19 protein-coding genes, 1 tRNA gene and 1 pseudogene are annotated in these 18,380 nt (G+C 42.9%); 8 read left to right on the forward strand and 13 right to left on the reverse strand.

Annotated elements, in window-relative coordinates; genetic code table 11:
- The first annotated feature begins 59 nt into the window (after positions 1-59).
- From PIL01S_RS04965 to PIL01S_RS04975, 3 genes are all read left to right on the forward strand, one after another.
- Positions 60-479 carry a MarR family winged helix-turn-helix transcriptional regulator gene (locus PIL01S_RS04965; protein ID WP_127536505.1) on the forward strand — a complete coding sequence of 140 codons (420 nt, stop codon included), beginning with the start codon at positions 60-62 and terminating at the stop codon, positions 477-479.
- Between the two features lie 32 nt (positions 480-511).
- On the forward strand, positions 512-1,162 hold the full coding sequence (locus tag PIL01S_RS04970; RefSeq protein WP_095358983.1) for a nitroreductase family protein: 651 nt from the start codon (positions 512-514) through the stop codon (positions 1,160-1,162).
- 89 nt (positions 1,163-1,251) lie between these two features.
- Positions 1,252-1,548, forward strand: coding sequence for a putative quinol monooxygenase (locus PIL01S_RS04975; protein WP_127536506.1), 297 nt, complete (start codon positions 1,252-1,254; stop codon positions 1,546-1,548).
- A gap of 187 nt (positions 1,549-1,735) precedes the next feature.
- On the opposite strand, the gene PIL01S_RS04980 is transcribed toward PIL01S_RS04975, so the two are convergent.
- The 4 genes from PIL01S_RS04980 to PIL01S_RS04995 form a co-directional block, all read right to left on the reverse strand.
- Positions 1,736-2,494, reverse strand: coding sequence for a hypothetical protein (locus tag PIL01S_RS04980; RefSeq protein ID WP_174818664.1), 759 nt, complete (start codon positions 2,492-2,494; stop codon positions 1,736-1,738).
- Positions 2,495-2,555: 61 nt separating this feature from the next.
- Positions 2,556-3,281 carry a class I adenylate-forming enzyme family protein gene (locus tag PIL01S_RS04985; RefSeq protein WP_164764168.1) on the reverse strand — a complete coding sequence of 242 codons (726 nt, stop codon included), beginning with the start codon at positions 3,279-3,281 and terminating at the stop codon, positions 2,556-2,558.
- Entirely contained in the window at positions 3,272-3,835 is a 564-nt protein-coding gene (locus PIL01S_RS04990; protein ID WP_127536508.1) for an AMP-binding protein, read from the reverse strand. Before PIL01S_RS04990 ends, PIL01S_RS04985 begins: the two co-directional genes overlap by 10 nt.
- A 225-nt stretch (positions 3,836-4,060) precedes the next feature.
- The gene (locus tag PIL01S_RS04995) at positions 4,061-5,545 is read right to left on the reverse strand and encodes an amidase family protein (RefSeq protein WP_127536509.1); all 1,485 of its coding nucleotides are present in this window, start codon (positions 5,543-5,545) and stop codon (positions 4,061-4,063) included.
- A 219-nt stretch (positions 5,546-5,764) separates the two neighbouring features.
- Between PIL01S_RS04995 and PIL01S_RS05000 the strand changes: the two genes are divergently transcribed.
- Positions 5,765-7,267: a hypothetical protein gene (locus PIL01S_RS05000; protein ID WP_095288093.1), complete on the forward strand. Its 1,503-nt coding sequence runs from the start codon at positions 5,765-5,767 to the stop codon at positions 7,265-7,267.
- A gap of 917 nt (positions 7,268-8,184) precedes the next feature.
- The gene (locus tag PIL01S_RS05005; protein ID WP_127536510.1) at positions 8,185-9,399 is read left to right on the forward strand and encodes a helix-turn-helix domain-containing protein; all 1,215 of its coding nucleotides are present in this window, start codon (positions 8,185-8,187) and stop codon (positions 9,397-9,399) included.
- A gap of 636 nt (positions 9,400-10,035) precedes the next feature.
- Here the strand turns inward: PIL01S_RS05005 and PIL01S_RS05010 are convergent.
- Both PIL01S_RS05010 and PIL01S_RS05015 read right to left on the reverse strand, forming a co-directional pair.
- Positions 10,036-10,509, reverse strand: a complete 474-nt coding sequence (locus PIL01S_RS05010; protein WP_127536511.1) for an NUDIX domain-containing protein — start codon at positions 10,507-10,509, stop codon at positions 10,036-10,038.
- Between the two features lie 10 nt (positions 10,510-10,519).
- A complete protein-coding gene (locus tag PIL01S_RS05015) occupies positions 10,520-11,365 on the reverse strand; it encodes an AraC family transcriptional regulator (RefSeq protein ID WP_127536512.1) in 846 nt (281 codons plus the stop codon).
- Between the two features lie 241 nt (positions 11,366-11,606).
- On the opposite strand from PIL01S_RS05015, the gene PIL01S_RS05020 reads away from it, so the two are divergent.
- Complete coding sequence (locus PIL01S_RS05020) at positions 11,607-12,152, forward strand: RNA polymerase sigma factor (RefSeq protein WP_127536513.1); 546 nt, start codon at positions 11,607-11,609, stop codon at positions 12,150-12,152.
- Positions 12,127-13,776 (forward strand): DUF4179 domain-containing protein, encoded by a 1,650-nt coding sequence (locus tag PIL01S_RS05025; RefSeq protein ID WP_127536514.1) that lies wholly within the window; start codon positions 12,127-12,129, stop codon positions 13,774-13,776. Before PIL01S_RS05020 ends, PIL01S_RS05025 begins: the two co-directional genes overlap by 26 nt.
- A 187-nt stretch (positions 13,777-13,963) precedes the next feature.
- Here PIL01S_RS05025 and PIL01S_RS05030 read toward each other — a convergent pair.
- From PIL01S_RS05030 to nrdR, 5 genes and pseudogenes are all read right to left on the reverse strand, one after another.
- Positions 13,964-14,113, reverse strand: a pseudogene (locus tag PIL01S_RS05030) (BBE domain-containing protein); the annotation flags it as partial.
- 116 nt (positions 14,114-14,229) lie between these two features.
- On the reverse strand, positions 14,230-14,751 hold the full coding sequence (locus PIL01S_RS05035; protein ID WP_127536515.1) for a MarR family winged helix-turn-helix transcriptional regulator: 522 nt from the start codon (positions 14,749-14,751) through the stop codon (positions 14,230-14,232).
- 48 nt (positions 14,752-14,799) lie between these two features.
- Positions 14,800-15,609 carry an alpha/beta hydrolase gene (locus PIL01S_RS05040; protein ID WP_127536516.1) on the reverse strand — a complete coding sequence of 270 codons (810 nt, stop codon included), beginning with the start codon at positions 15,607-15,609 and terminating at the stop codon, positions 14,800-14,802.
- A 393-nt stretch (positions 15,610-16,002) separates the two neighbouring features.
- Positions 16,003-16,075: transfer RNA gene (locus tag PIL01S_RS05045), tRNA-Ala, on the reverse strand.
- Between the two features lie 185 nt (positions 16,076-16,260).
- Positions 16,261-16,728 (reverse strand): transcriptional regulator NrdR, encoded by a 468-nt coding sequence (nrdR, locus tag PIL01S_RS05050; RefSeq protein ID WP_095288107.1) that lies wholly within the window; start codon positions 16,726-16,728, stop codon positions 16,261-16,263.
- A gap of 113 nt (positions 16,729-16,841) precedes the next feature.
- On the opposite strand from nrdR, the gene PIL01S_RS05055 reads away from it, so the two are divergent.
- On the forward strand, positions 16,842-17,066 hold the full coding sequence (locus tag PIL01S_RS05055; RefSeq protein WP_095288108.1) for an alpha/beta-type small acid-soluble spore protein: 225 nt from the start codon (positions 16,842-16,844) through the stop codon (positions 17,064-17,066).
- Positions 17,067-17,221: 155 nt separating this feature from the next.
- Here PIL01S_RS05055 and PIL01S_RS05060 read toward each other — a convergent pair whose 3' ends face one another.
- Positions 17,222-17,785: a lytic transglycosylase domain-containing protein gene (locus PIL01S_RS05060; protein WP_095358995.1), complete on the reverse strand. Its 564-nt coding sequence runs from the start codon at positions 17,783-17,785 to the stop codon at positions 17,222-17,224.
- A complete protein-coding gene (coaE, locus tag PIL01S_RS05065; protein WP_127536517.1) occupies positions 17,782-18,378 on the reverse strand; it encodes a dephospho-CoA kinase in 597 nt (198 codons plus the stop codon). The genes PIL01S_RS05060 and coaE overlap by 4 nt, the downstream gene beginning before the upstream one ends.
- Positions 18,379-18,380: the final 2 nt, after the last annotated feature.

The following is an 18,380-nucleotide window of genomic DNA, read 5'->3' on the forward strand; positions in this document are numbered from 1 at the left end:
ATCGGATTGTGTGAACATAAGCCGTTGTTCATGTCCAGATTCACCCGGGAGGTCTAGTCATGACACGTATCGTTTCTAAGGAAGAGCAGATTATCAATCTTCTTAATGCTCTTGGCAACAAAGTCAGCCCGAAGTTCGAGCGGTGCACAGGAATCAGTTCATCCCGCTTTGAGATTCTGTATGAATTGGATCAGGTCGACGAGATCAACCAATCGATGCTGCAAAAAATCATCAATATCGACAGTGCTGCCATTACCCGCCATTTGAAGCAGCTCGAAGCGGACGGCATGGTGACCAGACGCAAAAATCCGGAAGACAACCGTGTTACCTTTGTTCGTCTTACCGATGATGGCCGGAAACATATTGAGGGTTACAAAGTAGAGAAAAAGAATTTCATTCATCAGATATTACATGATTTCAATGAAGATGAGATTCAGGCCCTTGCAAACTATCTGGAACGCATGCAGAACAATTTCTGATCAACTTTATCTATAGAGGAGAGATCCACTGAATGAGTAGCTTTCAAAGTACATTTCAAAAAACGAACGATTTTAACGAGATCACATACGGCCGTCGTTCCGTTAAACTTTATGATCCAGAGGTAAAAATCAGTCGTGAAGAGATGACCGAGATTCTGGCCGAAGCTTCTCGTGCCCCATCCTCCATCAACTTGCAGCCTTGGCGCTTCCTGGTTGTGGACACAGCTGAGGGTAAAGAGAAGCTTGCTCCTCTTGCCAGATTCAATCAAAATCAGGTGTTGACTTCTTCTGCAGTTATCGGTGTATTTGTTGACATGAACAACATCGAATATATGGAAGAAATCTTCGGCAAAGCGGTAGAGCTTGGTTATATGCCACAAGAAGTAAAAGATATGCAGTTGGCTAAAGTAATGCCTTATTACAAGGTTATGCCAGAATCTGCTCTTCGCGATGTCAACCTGATTGATGCAGGTCTGGTATCCATGCAATTGATGCTGGTTGCCCGTGCTCACGGTTATGATACCAACCCTATTGGCGGTTACGAAAAAGATCAAATCGCTGAAGCGTTCGGTATGGACAAAGAACGCTATCAACCGGTTATGCTGATCTCCATGGGTAAATCAGCCAAAGAGGGTCATCCATCCTACCGTCTGCCAGTTGATACGATTACAACTTGGGCATAATTGATGTATCACACTTTTCATTGAACTGCGTCACCCTTAACTATTGGCAACAATCAAACAATTTATATACATTACGGAGGTAAACACACATGATTATCATTCACGCACACCTGTCCATTAAACCGGATCAAGAGCAAGCATTCCTCGCAGCAGCCAAAGAACTCGTTGCAGCAACTCGCAATGAAGAAGGCAACATCAGCTATGTTCTGAACAAAAGCACTGAACAAGAACATCAATATACCATGATCGAATTGTGGAAAGACGAAGCAGCTACAGCAGCTCACAACGCAAGCGCTCATTTCCAAGGATTTGTTCAACAAGCAGCAGCATTCATGGCTGCACCGATGAACGTGGAAGTATTCGCTGGCGAAGCTGTTAAACACTAAAATTAAGACCACATTAGGTCATTTGCAAGCATCTAGCTCCAATGTGTCCTAATAAACAACAAAAAGCCGTCTCCGAAGTCATTTGACTTTGGGGACGGCTTTTTGCCTTGGATGCGACTATCGGAGCTGATGTTCTGAACACAAGAAGAGCGAGGATCCACGTAGGTGAATCCCTTATTCGTTCCTGCTACAAACCCGCAGCTGCTTTAAGTTGTTTTCTCTGGGATGTAATTAATGTGCCCAGTTTTTCTGTTCCAAAGGCTCCTGCGGAGAAAGCATTGGCCTTCGGGTAGTACACCATTCTAAATGATGTACCATCTTGAAGGTGTACACGCAAAAAAATGCCGGTTTCATGCTTTGCTTTTTGGTAGACCTCATCAAAACCAACATATGTTAAAGGCAGCAGCTCGTTAACGAATTCTGTGGCTATTTCTTGGGGAAAGTCCCCGATCACACTGCCATCATTGCCACTTTCAAGGCTAACTTTCTTTACTTTACCTTCGATATCCAAGAGACCGCCCATTGTTTTGGCATTGGGATTTTCATTTACTTGATACATTTTATGATCCGCTACAACGCGAAAGTGAGACTTATAACCTTTTAGTTCATAGATGTCCGTTCCAATTGGAAGAAATGCAGCATCTCCATTGGCAGTCACGTGATCCGCACATGCATGTTCATTCAGCATATACGAGACTTCTCCTATCCTTTCCCCTATATTCTCTGCCGGTACGGCTTGGTCATTGTTATGGAAGTATAAAATACCATCAATCATTACAAAATCAATCCATTCGATAACCCCGGGGCATGGCTTTTTCTCTTCATTTATCACAAATTCAGGGTTAGCTTCCTGAGACTTCTGCTTATTCACTGTACCGCAGCTAACCAAAACAACCAAACTGCATAATAAAAACCAACGCATGTTCCGATATTGAAACAGCCCCATTGATATCACCTCATCTTATTAAACAAGGAAACCGGGGCCTGAGTTACAACCTTTTTTCGTATCACTTTCCCGTCTCTTCTTGCAGATTAATTTTTAGCAGATGGGAAAATCGCATGCGCAAACTTTTTTTGTCTACCTTATCTACAGCAGTTCGAGGCAGAGAATCGAGAATGTAGATCTTTGTTGGCCATTTATATCGTGCTAGCCTAGGTTCGCAAAACGCCCACAATTGTTCCAGCTTTAAACTCCCCCCGTCACTTAGAACGATGCAAGCTACAAGTTCCTCCCCTTCCCTGGGGAGAGGGATTCCAATAACCGCCACTTCCTTAACCTGTGCATGACCCACTAATACTTGTTCCACTTCAGGACAGAACACATTGGAACCGTTGATGATGACCATATCCTTAAGACGATCTAATACATATAGATATCCCTCACCATCAAGACAACCAACATCCCCGGTGTGAATCCATCCATTCTCTTTTATTTCATTTGTGGTCTCTAGTTGACGCCAGTACCCCAACATCGTTTGGGCTCCACGAACTACAATTTCGCCAGACTCATTTTCTGCTGCATCTTGTCCATCTTGAGTAACGATCCGAACCTGAAAAGCTTTTTCTCCTTGTGCAGCTAGGTCGTTAGGACGGCCTACTGATCGTAGAACCATTAGATTATCCATATGATGTACAGGTAGTAGTCGACTAATTGCCATACCACATTCTGCTTGAGAGTAGTTGTTCACGATCAACGCCTCTGTGAAATGTTCGACCGCTTTAATTAGTTCCAAGCAGACATACTGCGATGAGAATGCATTACTCCTTTGGGTCTGCCTGTTGTTCCTCCTGTATAAATCAATACAGCGATATCATCCAATTGACGGTCAAAGACCTCAGCGGGAATAGGTGCTAGATCCTGATGTAAAATAGCTGTCATCGAATTAGAAACTGAACTTTCTTCAGCAGAATAAAGGATTGGAGGTCGCGAGAGAAGTTTTACAGCGGAATATGCTGTATTAGCGTAATCATTATCATGAACTAGGAATTTGGGTTCAGCGTCTTCAAGAATCGCTGCAATCTCTGGGACACTTAGTAACGGTGAAATCGCTGTCGGTATCGCACCCACTTCAACGGCTGCATAAAGGGAAACAACCAGCTGCGGATCCGGATGCCCGAGAAGAGCAAGACGATCTCCTGGTCGAAGTCCATTCGCATAGAAGGCACGCCCAAGTTTTTCAACGAGATGATGCAGCTCACCGTATGTGATAGTATGTCCATGCCGCCTAAGTGCAGGTGCATCAGAAAACAATCGTACTGCCTCAGGTAGTCGTTCAAATAGAAACATGATACCTCCCCTTTATCTGGTATGAGTACTAGGATTAAGGAGATCATATCATATTGCTGGAAATACTAAGCATAACTCTTTTCAATGAATCTCATCAGCTTACCTGATAATGTTTAACTCTCACTAGTCTTGTTAATCAATAAAACGGCAACCTGTTGTGGTTACCGTCTATTGGTGGTTAGCTGTACTGTATGTTTCAGATATTTTGTTTGATTTTCAAACGGTTTAGAGCTCATCGTTAGGCGCAAAACGTAAATTGGTCGCTTGTTCGTACGCGTACGCCAGTCGGAAAAGAATCGGCTCGCTGTAGGCGGTTCCGACAAACGTAATCCCCTGTGGCCCTTTGGTCGTATAGCCATCTTCACCAATAATACCTGTGTCGACGTACTCGCCGGGAACAGTAATTACAGGATACCCAGCGCGTGCAGACACATCGAGTCCTTCCTCATTGCCCAGGAAGATCAGCGCATCTAATTGATTCTCACGGATTGCATGGTCGATGCCTTGTTCCCGTGAAAGCTGACGATTAAGCTGCAAACTCTCGGCGTACTCCGGTTCAGATAAGGTACCACTTGTTTCATTCGACCAGATCAGCGTATCCTGTCCATATTTAAGCGCAGCATCAGCATTTGCCTCATTATAAGCGATAAGTTCATCTAACGTTTTAACGTATGCACCGGGACCCGCTTTGGCCAGATAGTCATTTATCCCTTTTTTAAATTCATAACGCATCACGTCCCAGTCCCACTTCGCACTCTCGCAAGGCAATGACACCGGATCAACAATGATTGCTCCCTGTTCTCTGCATAGACTGATTGCCCGTTCGATAACTGCTGCTCGTGCTTCATCCAGTTCCTCATAGTAGAATCGCGGAACGCCGATTCTTGCGCCTTGCAGTCCGTTCGCATCCAGAAAGGGTGTATAATCGGTATAGGCTTTCCGTCCTTTCTCGTGCATCGCCGCATCATCCGGATCCACTGCCGTCATTGCACCAAGCAAAATGGCTGCATCTCTTACCGTACGTGTCATTGGCCCGGCCGAATCCTGGCTATAGGTAATGGGGATAATCCCTGTACGACTGACCAGACCAATCGTCGGCTTAAGGCCAACAAGGCTGTTTTGCGAGGCTGGACTAATAATTGAACCTGATGTTTCTGTCCCTATGGCGGCGGTACACAAATTGGCAGCGACGGCTGCTGCAGAGCCCGAACTCGATCCCCCAACGAACAGCTCTCCAGGACCGTAAGGATTCAACGTCTGTCCGCCCCTTGAGCTGTATCCGGACCACATGGTGCTCGACATGAAGTTTGCCCATTCCGTCATGTTTGCCTTTCCCAGGAATACGGCTCCAGCCGCTCTTAACTGTGCAGCCACCATTGAATCTGACTGTGCAATATGTTCTGCTAGCGCGACTGAACCCCCACTGGTATGCATGTGATCTCCTGTATCGATATTATCCTTGAGCAGGATGGGGATACCATGAAGTGGTCCGCGCACTCCCTGTTCCCTTCGCTCCGCGTCAAGCGCGACAGCTTCCTCAATCGCGTCCGGATTGACTTCGAGTACTGAATTCAGGTTAGGGTCGAGTCTCGTAATTCGCTCCAAATACCAACGAACGCAGACCTCCGACGATATCAATCCGGATTCCATCGCAGACTGTAGCGAAGTGATGTCTGCCTCTATTAAAAGTTCATTTAACGTTCTATCCATATAGTCTCTCCTTTTGGCCATCTACTACTTAGGGTTCGACGAATCTGACTGTTGTCCTCTTGCCTCCTAGCAGAGATACGAAGCAATATACAGGAAGAGATCGACATGGATCTCGTGTCATTTCCCTATACCAAATCCTTTTCCATGATAATCCCTGCCCTAATGGACATGAAGTTATGATATATTTTTAAGGAGAAGTTTTTTTAAGGGAGAATGGTTATGGTTAAACTTTCGCTTTTTGCAATTACCAAGACAATTGAGTGCTTACCACCAAGAATTGTCGATCATCTATACATGTATGTGTACAAAGAAACGACCAGCACCTCAAAAGAGACGTGGCTGTTTGAGCTAATCAAGGAGCTCTTAATCCAGAATTTTGGATTTGATACGCCTCATCTGGAAGACCACGTTGAGATTCGGGATAAAAATTATCGCAAAAGACAACAGAGCAAAAAGTACTGGCTCAAGAAATTTAAAGAGGAACTGGATTCCGTGCCAAACAATCCTGTTCTGATTGAGATTAGCTCTTGGAAACTTGCGCTTGAGCAAATGAAGGCATCGAATGCGGGGCTGGATATCGTTGCTGAATCCGAAAGATTGATTGGCGTAAAGGACCTGAATGATTTACCCGCTTTACGTTTGCAACAAATCAGTGAGTGGGCAACCACCAGCTCCACGTATCTCACGGACTATCGTTACTTGTCGAGTAAAAAAACCAATCAGATCAAAAAGGCCATCGACACCGACCTGCACTTTATTGTGGCTGATATTATTGATAAACACGATCTAACCAATGCTGTCGATGTGCAGCCTCATGGCCTGATCGAAGATGTCGTTTTTGCGGAAAAATCAACAAACCTGAAGATCCGAATGGAATTGGACGAAATCACCAATAAACAAACCTATTTTGATGATTATGAGATCAGTGACAATGAGTTCCTGCGCACCATTATCAAGGTTGAGGATGGAGATTTCCTGCTCGCGGATAAAAGCCTTACGAAATCACTGGATGGTACTGATCGGGATATCATTTTCTATGTCCTTTCCCAGAAGGATGAATCCTTTTACACAGATCGGACGATCACGGTTGATATTTCCAAGCTGGTCAGCAAAGCTTATAATTCTTCTGGGGTTAAAAACTACGTTGAGATTGAGAAAAGATTGCGTAAAATCAGGTCGTTTGGCTTTCAGGCCGTGATTAAGAAGAAGTCTGAAAAGGCAAGATCCGGTTCTGCCGACTGGTCCATATTTGACTCGGTTGTCATCAACTCCAATCCGAATGGCAGACGTTATGCCGAAATTGTTATCGGTACGTACTTCCACCAGCAATACATTAATCAACAGACCGTCAAAATCTATAGAGACAGCCTCAACTCCATTGAAGGAAACATCTCGAAAATTTTGGTCCATGCATTACAGAAAGAACGTCTGGAGCGGTATGTACAAGGGAACCAATTCATCGATATCTTCCCGCTCAGCTATTTCTTGCGTAAAGTCCGAATGGACAAAAGAAAAACGGAACAAAACATGAAAAAGATTCAGGACGCGCTTGAGGAGTTCAAAAGCCTGAATTTCCTGATTGCCGATTATAAACGACTTCATTCCTCGTTTGAGATCTCGTTTATTCCATTAACACATACGGAAATGCATGACTTTTTCGATCAAGCCGAGCCGCCTATTCAGCTTACCTTTCCTATACAGACTGAACTTATTGGAGAATGAACCTCATTCTCCATTTTTTTTTTGCTTATGTAGGTTTTCCTGCAGCCCCATCTACCCTGATGATTAGAAATATTAACTTTTTGTAGTGCTGCTTGATTGAATTTTTATTACTCATTTCTCGTACTGGCATTATATTATTACTTTTTTTTCGTACTTCATTTCGTAATAAAAATAAATATCCCACTACAACGCCATTAGTGCAATTCCCCCACATTATTTTATTACGAAAACAACGTACCTAATTTCATTTTCTTACCTTTTATTCGTACTTTAATTGATTATTCACAATATACAATGCTCTGAAAAGACAGTCTCATTTTTATTACGAAAAACTCGTACTTCGATTCGCTGTTTCAAGCTTTACGCTATAGGGTACCGACCTAAATATTAACGTAATTCTCACTTATTTTTCGTACTTTCTAATAATTATTACTCAAAACTCGTACCTTAATAAATTTATTACGAATTCCACGTACTAAAATGAACAAAAAAAAGTTCTAGTTGTGTCGAGTACAACCTAAATGCAAGCTTGTAGCCCTATTTTTAATTTTCTAACTTTTTTCTCGTACTATATGTATGGTCGTCAAATTACGTTTCGTTCTTCATTTCTATTTTTATTACGCATTTCTCGTACTTTTCATGGTGTTCCCAATTAAATAGACGGATGCTATAATCTATTTATAGTAAATGGAAAGCTAATAAAAATCTCTGTTAAAATAAAAAAAAAGAACCCAACGATATCGTTCTAATAAGTGGATAGTTTGGCGACTGGCACTTATTAAAACCACGAAAAGTCGGGGTCTTGGTCTTGCTTCTTTTTTGATGTGTTCATTATAGCATGTCTTCTAAAAAAACAAAAGCCAAAACCCTTATTTTCCATACCCATTTTTACAGTTGGGAGTTAAGGAGAGGCGCAGATGAAACACCATCCTGATCTATTCGATGCACAGACCCTACATCATGACACTCGTTTGCTTTTCAAACTTAAACTCCTGCTGGGTACCGTTTGCGCATATGGCGGAGAAGTTCCTCTTTCTCAGACCGAACTCGCTAAACGAATGGGTACCTCCACTTATCGAATCCGAATTCTTCTCCACAAGTTAGAACACGAAGGTATTATTCACTACAATAACGCTGGTACATTGTTCTTTGACCGTTATATCTTTGTACGTGATCAAGCAGAAGTTTCACAGGAAACGCTCTATGCCAAAAATTTTGCCTTTTTTACTTGCGATGAATTTCTGTCTGAAGATCGAAATGTTCAACGCTTTGTGCTTCATTATGTTGGCAAAGAGCTTATCTATATTCCAGGCAATTTCCGCTGGGGTTACATCAATGATCTTTATGGGCCAACTGGACTTCTTAATATACGTACGCCAAAAGAAGCGATCACGATTCTTAAGAAGGCTTCCAAATATCTGAAGATCAAAATACATACGGAAAACTTCCAAGTACTGAACGTTCACTCCAAATGGATTGACATGGGTGAAATCTATTCTGAAGGTGCTGAGCTGTGGGTGACCAAACAGCTTATGAAGCATCGTTTTTGTTGTGACTTTATATCCCGGAAAGCGGTTTGGCAAATAGCAAAAGTCATGGAAGATTACTATGCGAAATTTGGATATGAGTATGCAACTGAAATTTTCGACCATGCTCTTTTTAGCATTCAAAATTATAAAAGACGGTCACAGACATTCTTTAACATGATCTACAGAGAAGATTCTTCCTATATTGTGAATGAAGAAAAGAATGAACTGAATGAGATCAGTGCTTATTTTCGGTCCATTATGGAATCAGCCGAGTTAAACTATGCGGTACAACTATCTGTGGAGCTTGAGCAGATCAAGCAGAAGAAACACATGGCGGAGACCAACCTCTCTGCCAATGATGAGATCTCCATGATGAATCAAGAACTAATCGAAGCAGCACATAGCCAACAAGTTAAAGTGTGGGACAAACTTCGTCTCATTCATTCTTGCTGGCTTAATCGTTTCAGACAACATCCGGAATGGTTTATCCAGCATTATTACCGGATCAGAACTCTTCCAGCTCCAATTCTGGAGATCAAGATGGAAATTGAGAAGTATATGAATAGACAAAAAAATACTCAATCTCAAGCGCACATCGTCTAATTTCTATAGGGTTAGATTTATTTGTGCATCCTTATCATTCATTTCAGTCTAACTTGTGTTGCAGTGGTTCTACGAATAGTAGAATGACTGCTATTTGTTTTTTTCTACTCTACTCTTATTGCGAGCTTTTAGTTGGATTTAGTTAGATTGGCACTTTCAATAGCGGAATAGAAGTCATCTCATAACTTCCTGTGAATCCCAATTTCGCCATTAAAGCTGTGGATAACGTTTTATCTCATGTGGTTTTGTAGCATAGATAATGTTTATATTGATTTTGTTCATTTGGATGCATAGATCATTAATGGGTATTTCAATTCATGTCGTGTTGGTTTGGCGTTTCCTGATGTGTACCTTACCGTTATCATTTTGCATAAAAATAAGGGCTTTCCATATCTAAATTTATCCAGATACAGAAGCCCTTATGGATCAAGCCTTTTGAGACACTTTTGTTGCTTGTAAAAAGGTATTAATGAAAGGTGTTAATCTATGGTTTTAAAAAATGGTGTTGAACTAAGATATTGAACTAAGGTGTTGATGAAGGGTATTGAAAGGCATTTAAACACCTTCATCTTCAAAATATAGAAAACAACATTGAACGGAGTGAACTCCTCACTCTTTCCTATCTAGACTAGAACCTTATTCGATATTATCCGCTGTAATACCATCCTTCAACGTACTTTCCCACCATATTGATGTATCTCCTCTGACAAGCTGTGGGATTAACTTACGGAGTGGATAAGGCTGCAAATGATGCGCAGCAAGCTCATACACAGACGCCCAATAGAATTCAATATGAGACTCGAGAGATACAGGAGATTGTAACAGATCCAGTTCAGGGACTTTCACTCTGAAAATCTGGTTCATTTCGCAATGGAGCTCCTTATTTTTCTCCCACTGATGCTCTACCGAGCCTAAATATCCATCGATGTAACATGACAGCCCCAGTTCCTCTTCGATTTCTCTTTTTAGGGCATCCGGTGCGCTTTCACCAAATTCAATGTGACCTCCTGGCAAGAACGTATTTTGATGACCAATGGCATGGGCGAGCAGAACCTGATCCTGACTGATTATAATTCCTCTTGCCAGATGATGAAATTTCGAAGTTATCACCTTCACCCCCTTATTTAATCGGTATCCAGATTTGTGGCGCATGATCAGGACCTGCATAAACCTCTAATTCGGGTGTCCCGGCATGCTCATAAGGATTGGATGGAAACCATTCGGAAACAATCTGTTTCCATAGATTCTGCAAGCTCTCAGGCAGAGGTCCCTTTACTTCAAATACACTCCATTTGGAAGCAGGGATGGTGAGGGAAGACAAACCTTCTGGTATTTCACCATGATAAGCTGTACCAATCCAGTACTCCATTTGCTTCTCCTCGATCTCGGTCTGATCTACACAGACTCCAAGTAATCCTTGAATAGCTCCATTATTCAAAGCCAATAAACGATCTTCTGTTCCGTTCGCATAGGCTTCTTCCCACATTTTAGGGATTTCCCTTAAATTCTCTCCATCTGCATAAGAGTAAGCTTGCTTGATTCCAACTAACGTAAATGCAGCCTGTTCAACAATTTTATAATCCATCGGTTCCGCTCCTTTTAAACTTACTTGAATAGCCAAGCGATTATACGACTTAACTGAGGTGCTGCTTTTTCGTACCTCACTTGGTGCAACCCCATGCTGTCTGCGAAAAGCTTTGGAGAAAGATTCAGGAGTGTCATATCCGTATTTGTACGCCAGATCAATAATTTTCTGTTCACTCTGTACAAGTTCATGTGCTGCCAGTGTTAATCGTCTCCGCCGTATATATTCGAATACGGTAACATCTGTTAATAGCGTAAACGTACGTTGAAAATAAAAAGGCGAGATATGAGCCTGTGCTGCGATTTGCTCTATCGTTACATTTTCGAGTAGATGCTCTTCGATATACTGTATAGCCTTCTGCAACGATTCAATCCAGTTCATACGGTTGACCACTCCTTGATTTCTATAATAGAGGAATACTTGTTTTGCGGCCTGTCTTTATTTGCTTTGATCTGTCCGGCCCTAGTCTTTTATGGTAACTGTTAATCTGTTCAACTCATGAGGAATCAACCATAATGGATTATCTTAGCACGTTCTTCATCGGAAGACAGGATAAAAAAAGTGAATCATTTTTGACCCTCACTTGTCTATTATATATCCCAACAAGAAAGGAGTAGCGGAAGTGACCGAGCATGAACTCTTCTATTCTTACAACAAAGATGTATATCGTACCTGCTTGTATATGCTCAAAAACATTCAGGATGCCGAGGATGTATGCCATGATGTGTTTGTAACTGTGTTTCGGCAGGACTGGAGAAATGTTACACACCTCAAGGCCTGGATTATGCGGATCGCCATGAATCATTGCCTCAACATTATTCGAAAAAACAAAGTCAAAAATGACAAACAAGACCAACTACAGAACTTACATGAACACGAGGTTCTTGCTAGAGGTTCGGTCGATGGAATAGTTATGGCTAAGTTATCCTTCGCTGAATTGGAACAGCAATTGCGCCAATTGCCTGACAAGCTGCGAAGTGTTGTAACCCTGCGGTACATTGGTGATCTATCTGTTGCGGAAATCTCGGAAATCCTCAATATACGTCAGGGTACCGTTCGATCCAGATTGCACAAGGCTCTTAAATTGATGCGAAAGAAACTGGAGTACTATGAGAAGGTTAACATGAGAGGAGAGAACCGTTTTGAATACAGCAGAATCCAAAATTAAGAATCACATGAAACAATCAGACCACATTGAATATCCGGATTTTGATAAGATGTTTAACAGCATACAGATGGACGAGCTTCGGGTAGCAGATCAGCTCAAGGAAAGATCACAGCGCGGTAAGACGAAAGTTGCTATTGTCCTGGGTGTATCTGTAGCGGTAATGGCCACTCCAGTATATGCAGCCTTTCAATATGATTGGAGTGATGTCCTATCCCATAAGTCCGGAATTGAGTCAGCTCTCCAAGCAGGATATGGTCAGTCTATTGAACAAAGCGTCACAGCTCACGGAGTCACCTTAACGGTGCATAACGCTTTTGTGGATGATAACCGAACCGTCCTTCTCTATACGATTAAACCCGGCATGGAAACAGACGGAGCAGAAATCAGATATGATCAGATCGTTTTGAAAGACAGTGAAGATACACCTATTGAAGGACACTATTATCAACAATGGAACGAAGAGCAAGGTGTGTATCAGGGATACTTCGAAACGGACTGGGTGATGTCTGAGAACCAATCCGATCTACAATTCGCCATTACAGGTGTTCGATATTTGCAAGACATTCAGGAGGACATTACACTCGATCCGAAGGACAATAGTACTCAGAAATTTAATATACAAAAGGACGGAATCGAAACGGTAGAAGTACAATCCTTCCAGCACACGGAAGATCAAATCATGATTCGTTCCAACGTGACTTTTACAGATACGGCGTTGAAGGAACAGACTTGGGCCAGAATCACAGCTTATGATCCAAACGGGAACATGATTAAAGAAACAGAAAGCCCTATATACGGTACTAATGGTGCAACCGGAACATACTCCAGCACACAAATATTTAACGAGCAGCAGTTCAAAGAGAGCGCAGATCATTTCACCTTCACGTATACACATGAGAAAGAGCGAACAGATGGAACCTGGAACGTCAATCTCTCCTTGTCTCAACAGCAGATGGAAACGGGGACAGTCAAGAAAGAAATGGATATTCCACTGCAGTCATTGGATGGAGAGGCTAGAATCAGTGGGTTAGTGGTGACGCCAACCCAGATTCGAGTAACTATTGATCACCAAGAAGACTACTACAGAGTGCCATACCGGACTTATCAGTTGGAAGTGGGTGGCAGCATGTTGGAAGGCTACGTTTCCGTCGAAGGCACGTTAAATCCTAACCAGACCGAACTGCGATTTGAGCAGAACGTTTCGTCTCTCATGGATGTAAGTTCTGTGGCCAACAAACCCATAACCTTAATCGCGAAGGACAGAGTTGATGAGCATGCTGGTGGTCAGACTTCTATTCATCTAAAGAATATTTCGACTCAGCCACAGACGATAACAAGTGATTACGAAGGATTCCATATCAACTGGACCTATTTTCTCAAGGATGGCAACCTATACGTTGGTTCGTTTAGCCCTGAGCCTACATTTGGCGGGATTAACCAAACCTATTTCCTTGATCAGGGAGAAAAGCATTATTTAACGCCGCTGTATTTCAACGACTCTGATAATAAACATACGGAAGTATTCCAAGATTTTAAGGGTAAAGACATCGATCTTTATGTATCGAACTATACGACGATGAAGCCGGATGGAGATTTACGAATTCCACTTAATAGCACTAAATAGTAACCAAACCTTGTCCAAGTTGAAAAAACTATTGTGCAAAAAAATGCCCTTGTTCAAGGGCATTTTTCTTATTCCTTTACGAAGCTTAGTTAAATTATCGATTCCAGATCTGAGATGGCTACGTCTGATATGTCGCTCACAGCCCTCTGTCCAACTGCTAAGCTGATGCATCTGTAAACTTGCTATTTTAACTTTGCATCTTCGCACGAATGATGCTTTGCGAATTATTGAACACATTTTTTGAATCATACTTAGCTTTGACTCTCTGTAATCTGGCATAGTTGGCCACATAGTAAACCGGCCCTGAGTTCTTAATTCCCTGATCGGGAACGTTAATTTAACAAAAAGGGAATTTCCCTTCAAGTTAAATACCTTGAAAAAAATCCCCTTTTGTTAGAGCACAATCCATACAAGCTGACCTGAACGATGAATTTACATCAATAATTCTAAAATTTAATCGCTGCCCGGATCAATTTTAATGAGTTTGCGCGGTTCCTGTTCCTTCTCACCATACCAAACCAGCACATCTGCGAACAGATCTATAATGCGAATAAAACTCTCCTTGTCGGCTGTTGAAATTTGGTCTGCATGCATAAAGATATCGTCAAAGCAAAGCTCACGGACAAATTCAGTGTACTTTGCATATACCTCGCGCCCTTTCGCCGAAGGTTTGACATAAATGTCTTTGCGGTTACCGCTTAGATGATATTTTTCGAGCAAGCCTTTTTCCGTCAGATTCTTCACATTCTTGGAAAATGTACTGCGGCTAACGCCCAAACGTGCGGCCATCTCTGACATTTTCTCCTCCTTATCCTCTGCTTCCAGAATATATTCCAGGGTCTGGATCTGAGAGGCGGAGAACATCACGTCAGTACCATAGCTTCGCTGCAGTTTATAGGTGTTCGAATATGCATTGCCGTACTTGATAATTTTCTCAATCAGGGTCCGATGGTCGCCCATCCAATCTAATTTCATGAGTAATCCCTTTCATAGTTAGATTCTCTTTCCTTTACTCTACTGAAATTAGATATGTTTTTCAATCCATGTAATGGCTTCTTCTATGACTTCATGTCTAGTCGGTTCATTAAATATTTCATGCATGAGATGTGCATAGATCTTCAACGTTTTGTCAGTCGAGGCAATGTCGCCGTAGAATTCACGTGAATCCAGTTCGCTCACCAGCCCATCGTTTGCTCCATGCAGAACGAGCACCGGGTCCACAAACTGCTTGGCATGTTCTTTTAACCATGCCACGCCATTCCCCAGGCTATTAAAAAGATCCACAGAAATTTGTTTTTCTACCAGCGGGTCACTTGCGTAAGCGGATACAACTTCAGGGTCGCTGCATACGCCACTGCCAAGCTCATTAGGGAAATACGTCCCTGTAGGAAGATCAAGCGGCAGTTCACCAGCAACCTTCGTATTATAACGGGTAAGTGCTCCTGATAAAACAATACCTTTGACCTTGCCTGGATATTTCGTGCCAAATGATGAGGTTGCAAATCCGCCCATGCTATGCCCAATGACGAATACGGGAAGGTCATTGCTCTCTTGCAAGGCCCTATCAACTACGACATTCACATCCTCGATGATTTGGTGAAAATCACTGTAAAATGTACGCTTTCCTTCAGATCTCGCATGACCACGATGGTCGAATCGATATACGTTGCAACCACGTTTGTTTAATTGCTTCGTCAACTCATCATAACGCCCGGCATGCTCGCACAGCCCATGAACAATGACCACGGCTGCCTTCGCATCTTCGGCTGTATCCTTGCTGAAATAAAGTTGTGTTCCGTCAAACGATTTAATCGTTGTCTCACTGTGGTTCATATTCATCCCATCCTTTTCATGGTGCTAAAGCATCCAAGAGATCACATCATTGAGCCTTGAGCACATTTAGTAAGCATTACCATGTCCACTAATCCAAAGATATTTAATCTTCAGTGAAGATTATATTGTTTCCTATAGAAATAATATAACATCAGTCTTTTGCTTGTGTCCATCATTTTTTTAAGCGTTTACATAAAAATCAAAAAGGGAATCACTGCACTGATCGGAGCCATTATCAATGTAGCTCCGTCCAGTTCAATCAATGCCCTTCAAGTCGAGTTCATAATGCGATTATTTTTTGGAGTAAGACAATATGAGCGTTTTGGCAACAGACACGGGAAAAGAGATCCATAAAAAGCAAAAACCTCTTGGATACCAAGAGGTTTTCGAGTATGGAGCCTAGGGGGATCGAACCCCTGACCTCATCGCTGCCAGCGATGCGCTCTCCCAGCTGAGCTAAGGCCCCACATTAAATATGTACTTGTCCGCTTCAGCGATGTTCCACAGGCGACTCCTATATCATATAAAATGCAGCTTTAGCTGTCAATAACTTTTTCAGAAGGCAAAGTGTTTGGAGAAGAACAACCTCTGTACAGACAAGAACACTCATAATTACAAGCCCAGACTGCTCTTCTCCCTTAATCCACTTCTTTAATCGTCGAGATCCTCTTTGGACAACAACGATTTTAGTTCTTTCATGAACATATTGATGTCTTTGAATTGGCGATACACGGAAGCGAACCGCACATAGGCAACTTCATCAACCGGGAACAACTGCTCCATCAACAGCTCGCCAATTTGGCGGCTTTCCACTTCAGCTTCAGCAGTGTTACGCAGTGACTTCTCCACCTCGGAAACCATCATCTCCAGCGTCTCTACAGAGACAGGACGTTTCTCACAAGCCCGAATAAGGCCACGGAGAATTTTGTCGCGACTAAACTCTTCACGGCTGCCATCTTTCTTGATCACGATCAGCGGTGTCTCTTCGACCATTTCAAACGTTGTAAAACGGCGACTGCACTGCTCGCACTCACGACGACGGCGGATGGATTTTGATTCATTAGCAGGCCTAGAATCCAGCACTTTTGTACCCAGATAGGCGCAATAAGGACATTTCAACTCAGATCACTTCCCATGTTTTTCTTTTACCATAAATTCCCTGTCACTTCTAGTTATGAAAATCGCATTGAAGACACATAATACTTTTACCAACCGCGAGGAGGTGAACAGCAATGGCACAAAACAGCAACGGTAACTCCAACAACTTGGTAGTAACTCGCGCTTCCGCAGCACTGGAGCAATTGAAATATGAAGTTGCTCAAGAACTCGGAATCAGCATCCCACAAGACGGATACCAAGGTAACATGACTTCTTACGAGAACGGTTCGATCGGTGGATACATCACGAAACGTCTGGTAACAATTGCAGAACAGCAATTGGCAGGTCAATACCAATAATATCTGCATTGTAATACGTTAGACAGAGGAGCATGGAGCGGCCGGTGAATAACCGGCCTGCTCTGTGCTTCTACTATTAAATAAGACATACGATATCAAAATTCAATTCAAACCGATTGTACTCCAGACTACCGCATAATCCAAGCAATTAGCGATTAGAACGTATTATAGATCTTTACATACTGATTATAATAATAAATGACTCGTTGTACATAGTGCCGGGTTTCTCCAAAAGGAATATCTTTGACTGTCTCGAAGGAGCCATCCCAGACACCATCTCTGATCCATCCACTTACTTTGCCTGGTCCGGCATTGTAAGCGGCAATCATGGCCGTTTCATTGCCGTCAAACTGTTCTGAGAGGTTACGCAGGTACCATGTCCCAAGCTGAATGTTCCTGCCCGGTTCATGTTTCAGCTCCTCTAACGAGGTCCCGGGAATTTTGGCCTGCTCCATGATCCAGTTGGCCGTATCCGGCATCAGCTGCATCAGCCCGATGGCACCTCTTCTGGATTCCTTGCTTGTCTTGAAATTGGTTTCCACCTTGATGATGGAAGCGATAAGGAAAGGGTCTACCTCATAGCTCTGAGACTGCGCACGAATCTCTTCCTTGTAATGAATCGGATAAAACCACGCCATCCAGTTTGTATTCAGGAACAGCACCAATACAAATGAAACAAACATCAACAGCAGTACCCGTTTCTTACGCAGTAACTTCATATCAGACCCTTATGCTGCAAAAATGAAATAACCTGCTGCTCCGTCTCCGACCATAAGCCGCTGTTGTCAATGACCACGTCAGCACGCTGCTTCTTATGTTCAATATCCATCTGCGCATTAATACGGGCGTCAGCCTGTTCCTCTGTCATGCCATCCCGACTCATCAGCCGCTCCCGCTGCACGGATCTTGGGACGTAAACAACGACAACCTCATCAAATCCTTTTTCCAGACCGGATTCAAACAATAAAGGAATATCCGATACCACAAGCTTGTCCGGATAGGCTTCTTCATATGCAGCAGCACGCTCCCGCATCTCCTGGCGAATAGCCGGATGTGTGATTGCCTCGAGCGCTTTACGCTCCTCGGGATTTTGAAACACAATGCTGCCCAGCTTTTTACGGTCCAGTGTTCCGTCTTCATTTAATATGGCTTGTCCAAACCGCTGAACAGCGGCAGCCAAAACAGGATGCCCGGGCATCATGACCTCCCGGGCAATCACGTCTGCATCAATCAGCAGCGCTCCCTTACTGGCAAGAAGGGCGGAAACACTGCTCTTTCCCGTTGCGATCCCGCCGGTTAAGCCAATATTCATCG

This window comes from Paenibacillus illinoisensis NBRC 15959, assembly GCF_004000925.1.
In the GTDB taxonomy this organism is placed as follows: Bacteria; Bacillota; Bacilli; order Paenibacillales; family Paenibacillaceae; genus Paenibacillus; species Paenibacillus illinoisensis.

Excerpts from the sequence above, each read along its gene's own strand:
- PIL01S_RS04975 (WP_127536506.1), top strand. The coding sequence starts at position 1,252 with ATGATTATCATTCACGCACACCTGTCCATTAAACCGGATCAAGAGCAA.
- PIL01S_RS05035 (WP_127536515.1), bottom strand. The coding sequence starts at position 14,751 with ATGAAATTAGATTGGATGGGCGACCATCGGACCCTGATTGAGAAAATT.
- PIL01S_RS04990 (WP_127536508.1), bottom strand. The coding sequence starts at position 3,835 with ATGTTTCTATTTGAACGACTACCTGAGGCAGTACGATTGTTTTCTGAT.
- PIL01S_RS05060 (WP_095358995.1), bottom strand. The coding sequence starts at position 17,785 with ATGAAGTTACTGCGTAAGAAACGGGTACTGCTGTTGATGTTTGTTTCA.
- coaE (WP_127536517.1), bottom strand. The coding sequence starts at position 18,378 with ATGAATATTGGCTTAACCGGCGGGATCGCAACGGGAAAGAGCAGTGTT.
- PIL01S_RS04980 (WP_174818664.1), bottom strand. The coding sequence starts at position 2,494 with ATGGGGCTGTTTCAATATCGGAACATGCGTTGGTTTTTATTATGCAGT.
- PIL01S_RS04965 (WP_127536505.1), top strand. The coding sequence starts at position 60 with ATGACACGTATCGTTTCTAAGGAAGAGCAGATTATCAATCTTCTTAAT.
- PIL01S_RS05040 (WP_127536516.1), bottom strand. The coding sequence starts at position 15,609 with ATGAACCACAGTGAGACAACGATTAAATCGTTTGACGGAACACAACTT.
- PIL01S_RS04970 (WP_095358983.1), top strand. The coding sequence starts at position 512 with ATGAGTAGCTTTCAAAGTACATTTCAAAAAACGAACGATTTTAACGAG.
- PIL01S_RS05015 (WP_127536512.1), bottom strand. The coding sequence starts at position 11,365 with ATGAACTGGATTGAATCGTTGCAGAAGGCTATACAGTATATCGAAGAG.
- PIL01S_RS04995 (WP_127536509.1), bottom strand. The coding sequence starts at position 5,545 with ATGGATAGAACGTTAAATGAACTTTTAATAGAGGCAGACATCACTTCG.
- PIL01S_RS05000 (WP_095288093.1), top strand. The coding sequence starts at position 5,765 with ATGGTTAAACTTTCGCTTTTTGCAATTACCAAGACAATTGAGTGCTTA.
- PIL01S_RS05055 (WP_095288108.1), top strand. The coding sequence starts at position 16,842 with ATGGCACAAAACAGCAACGGTAACTCCAACAACTTGGTAGTAACTCGC.
- PIL01S_RS05005 (WP_127536510.1), top strand. The coding sequence starts at position 8,185 with ATGAAACACCATCCTGATCTATTCGATGCACAGACCCTACATCATGAC.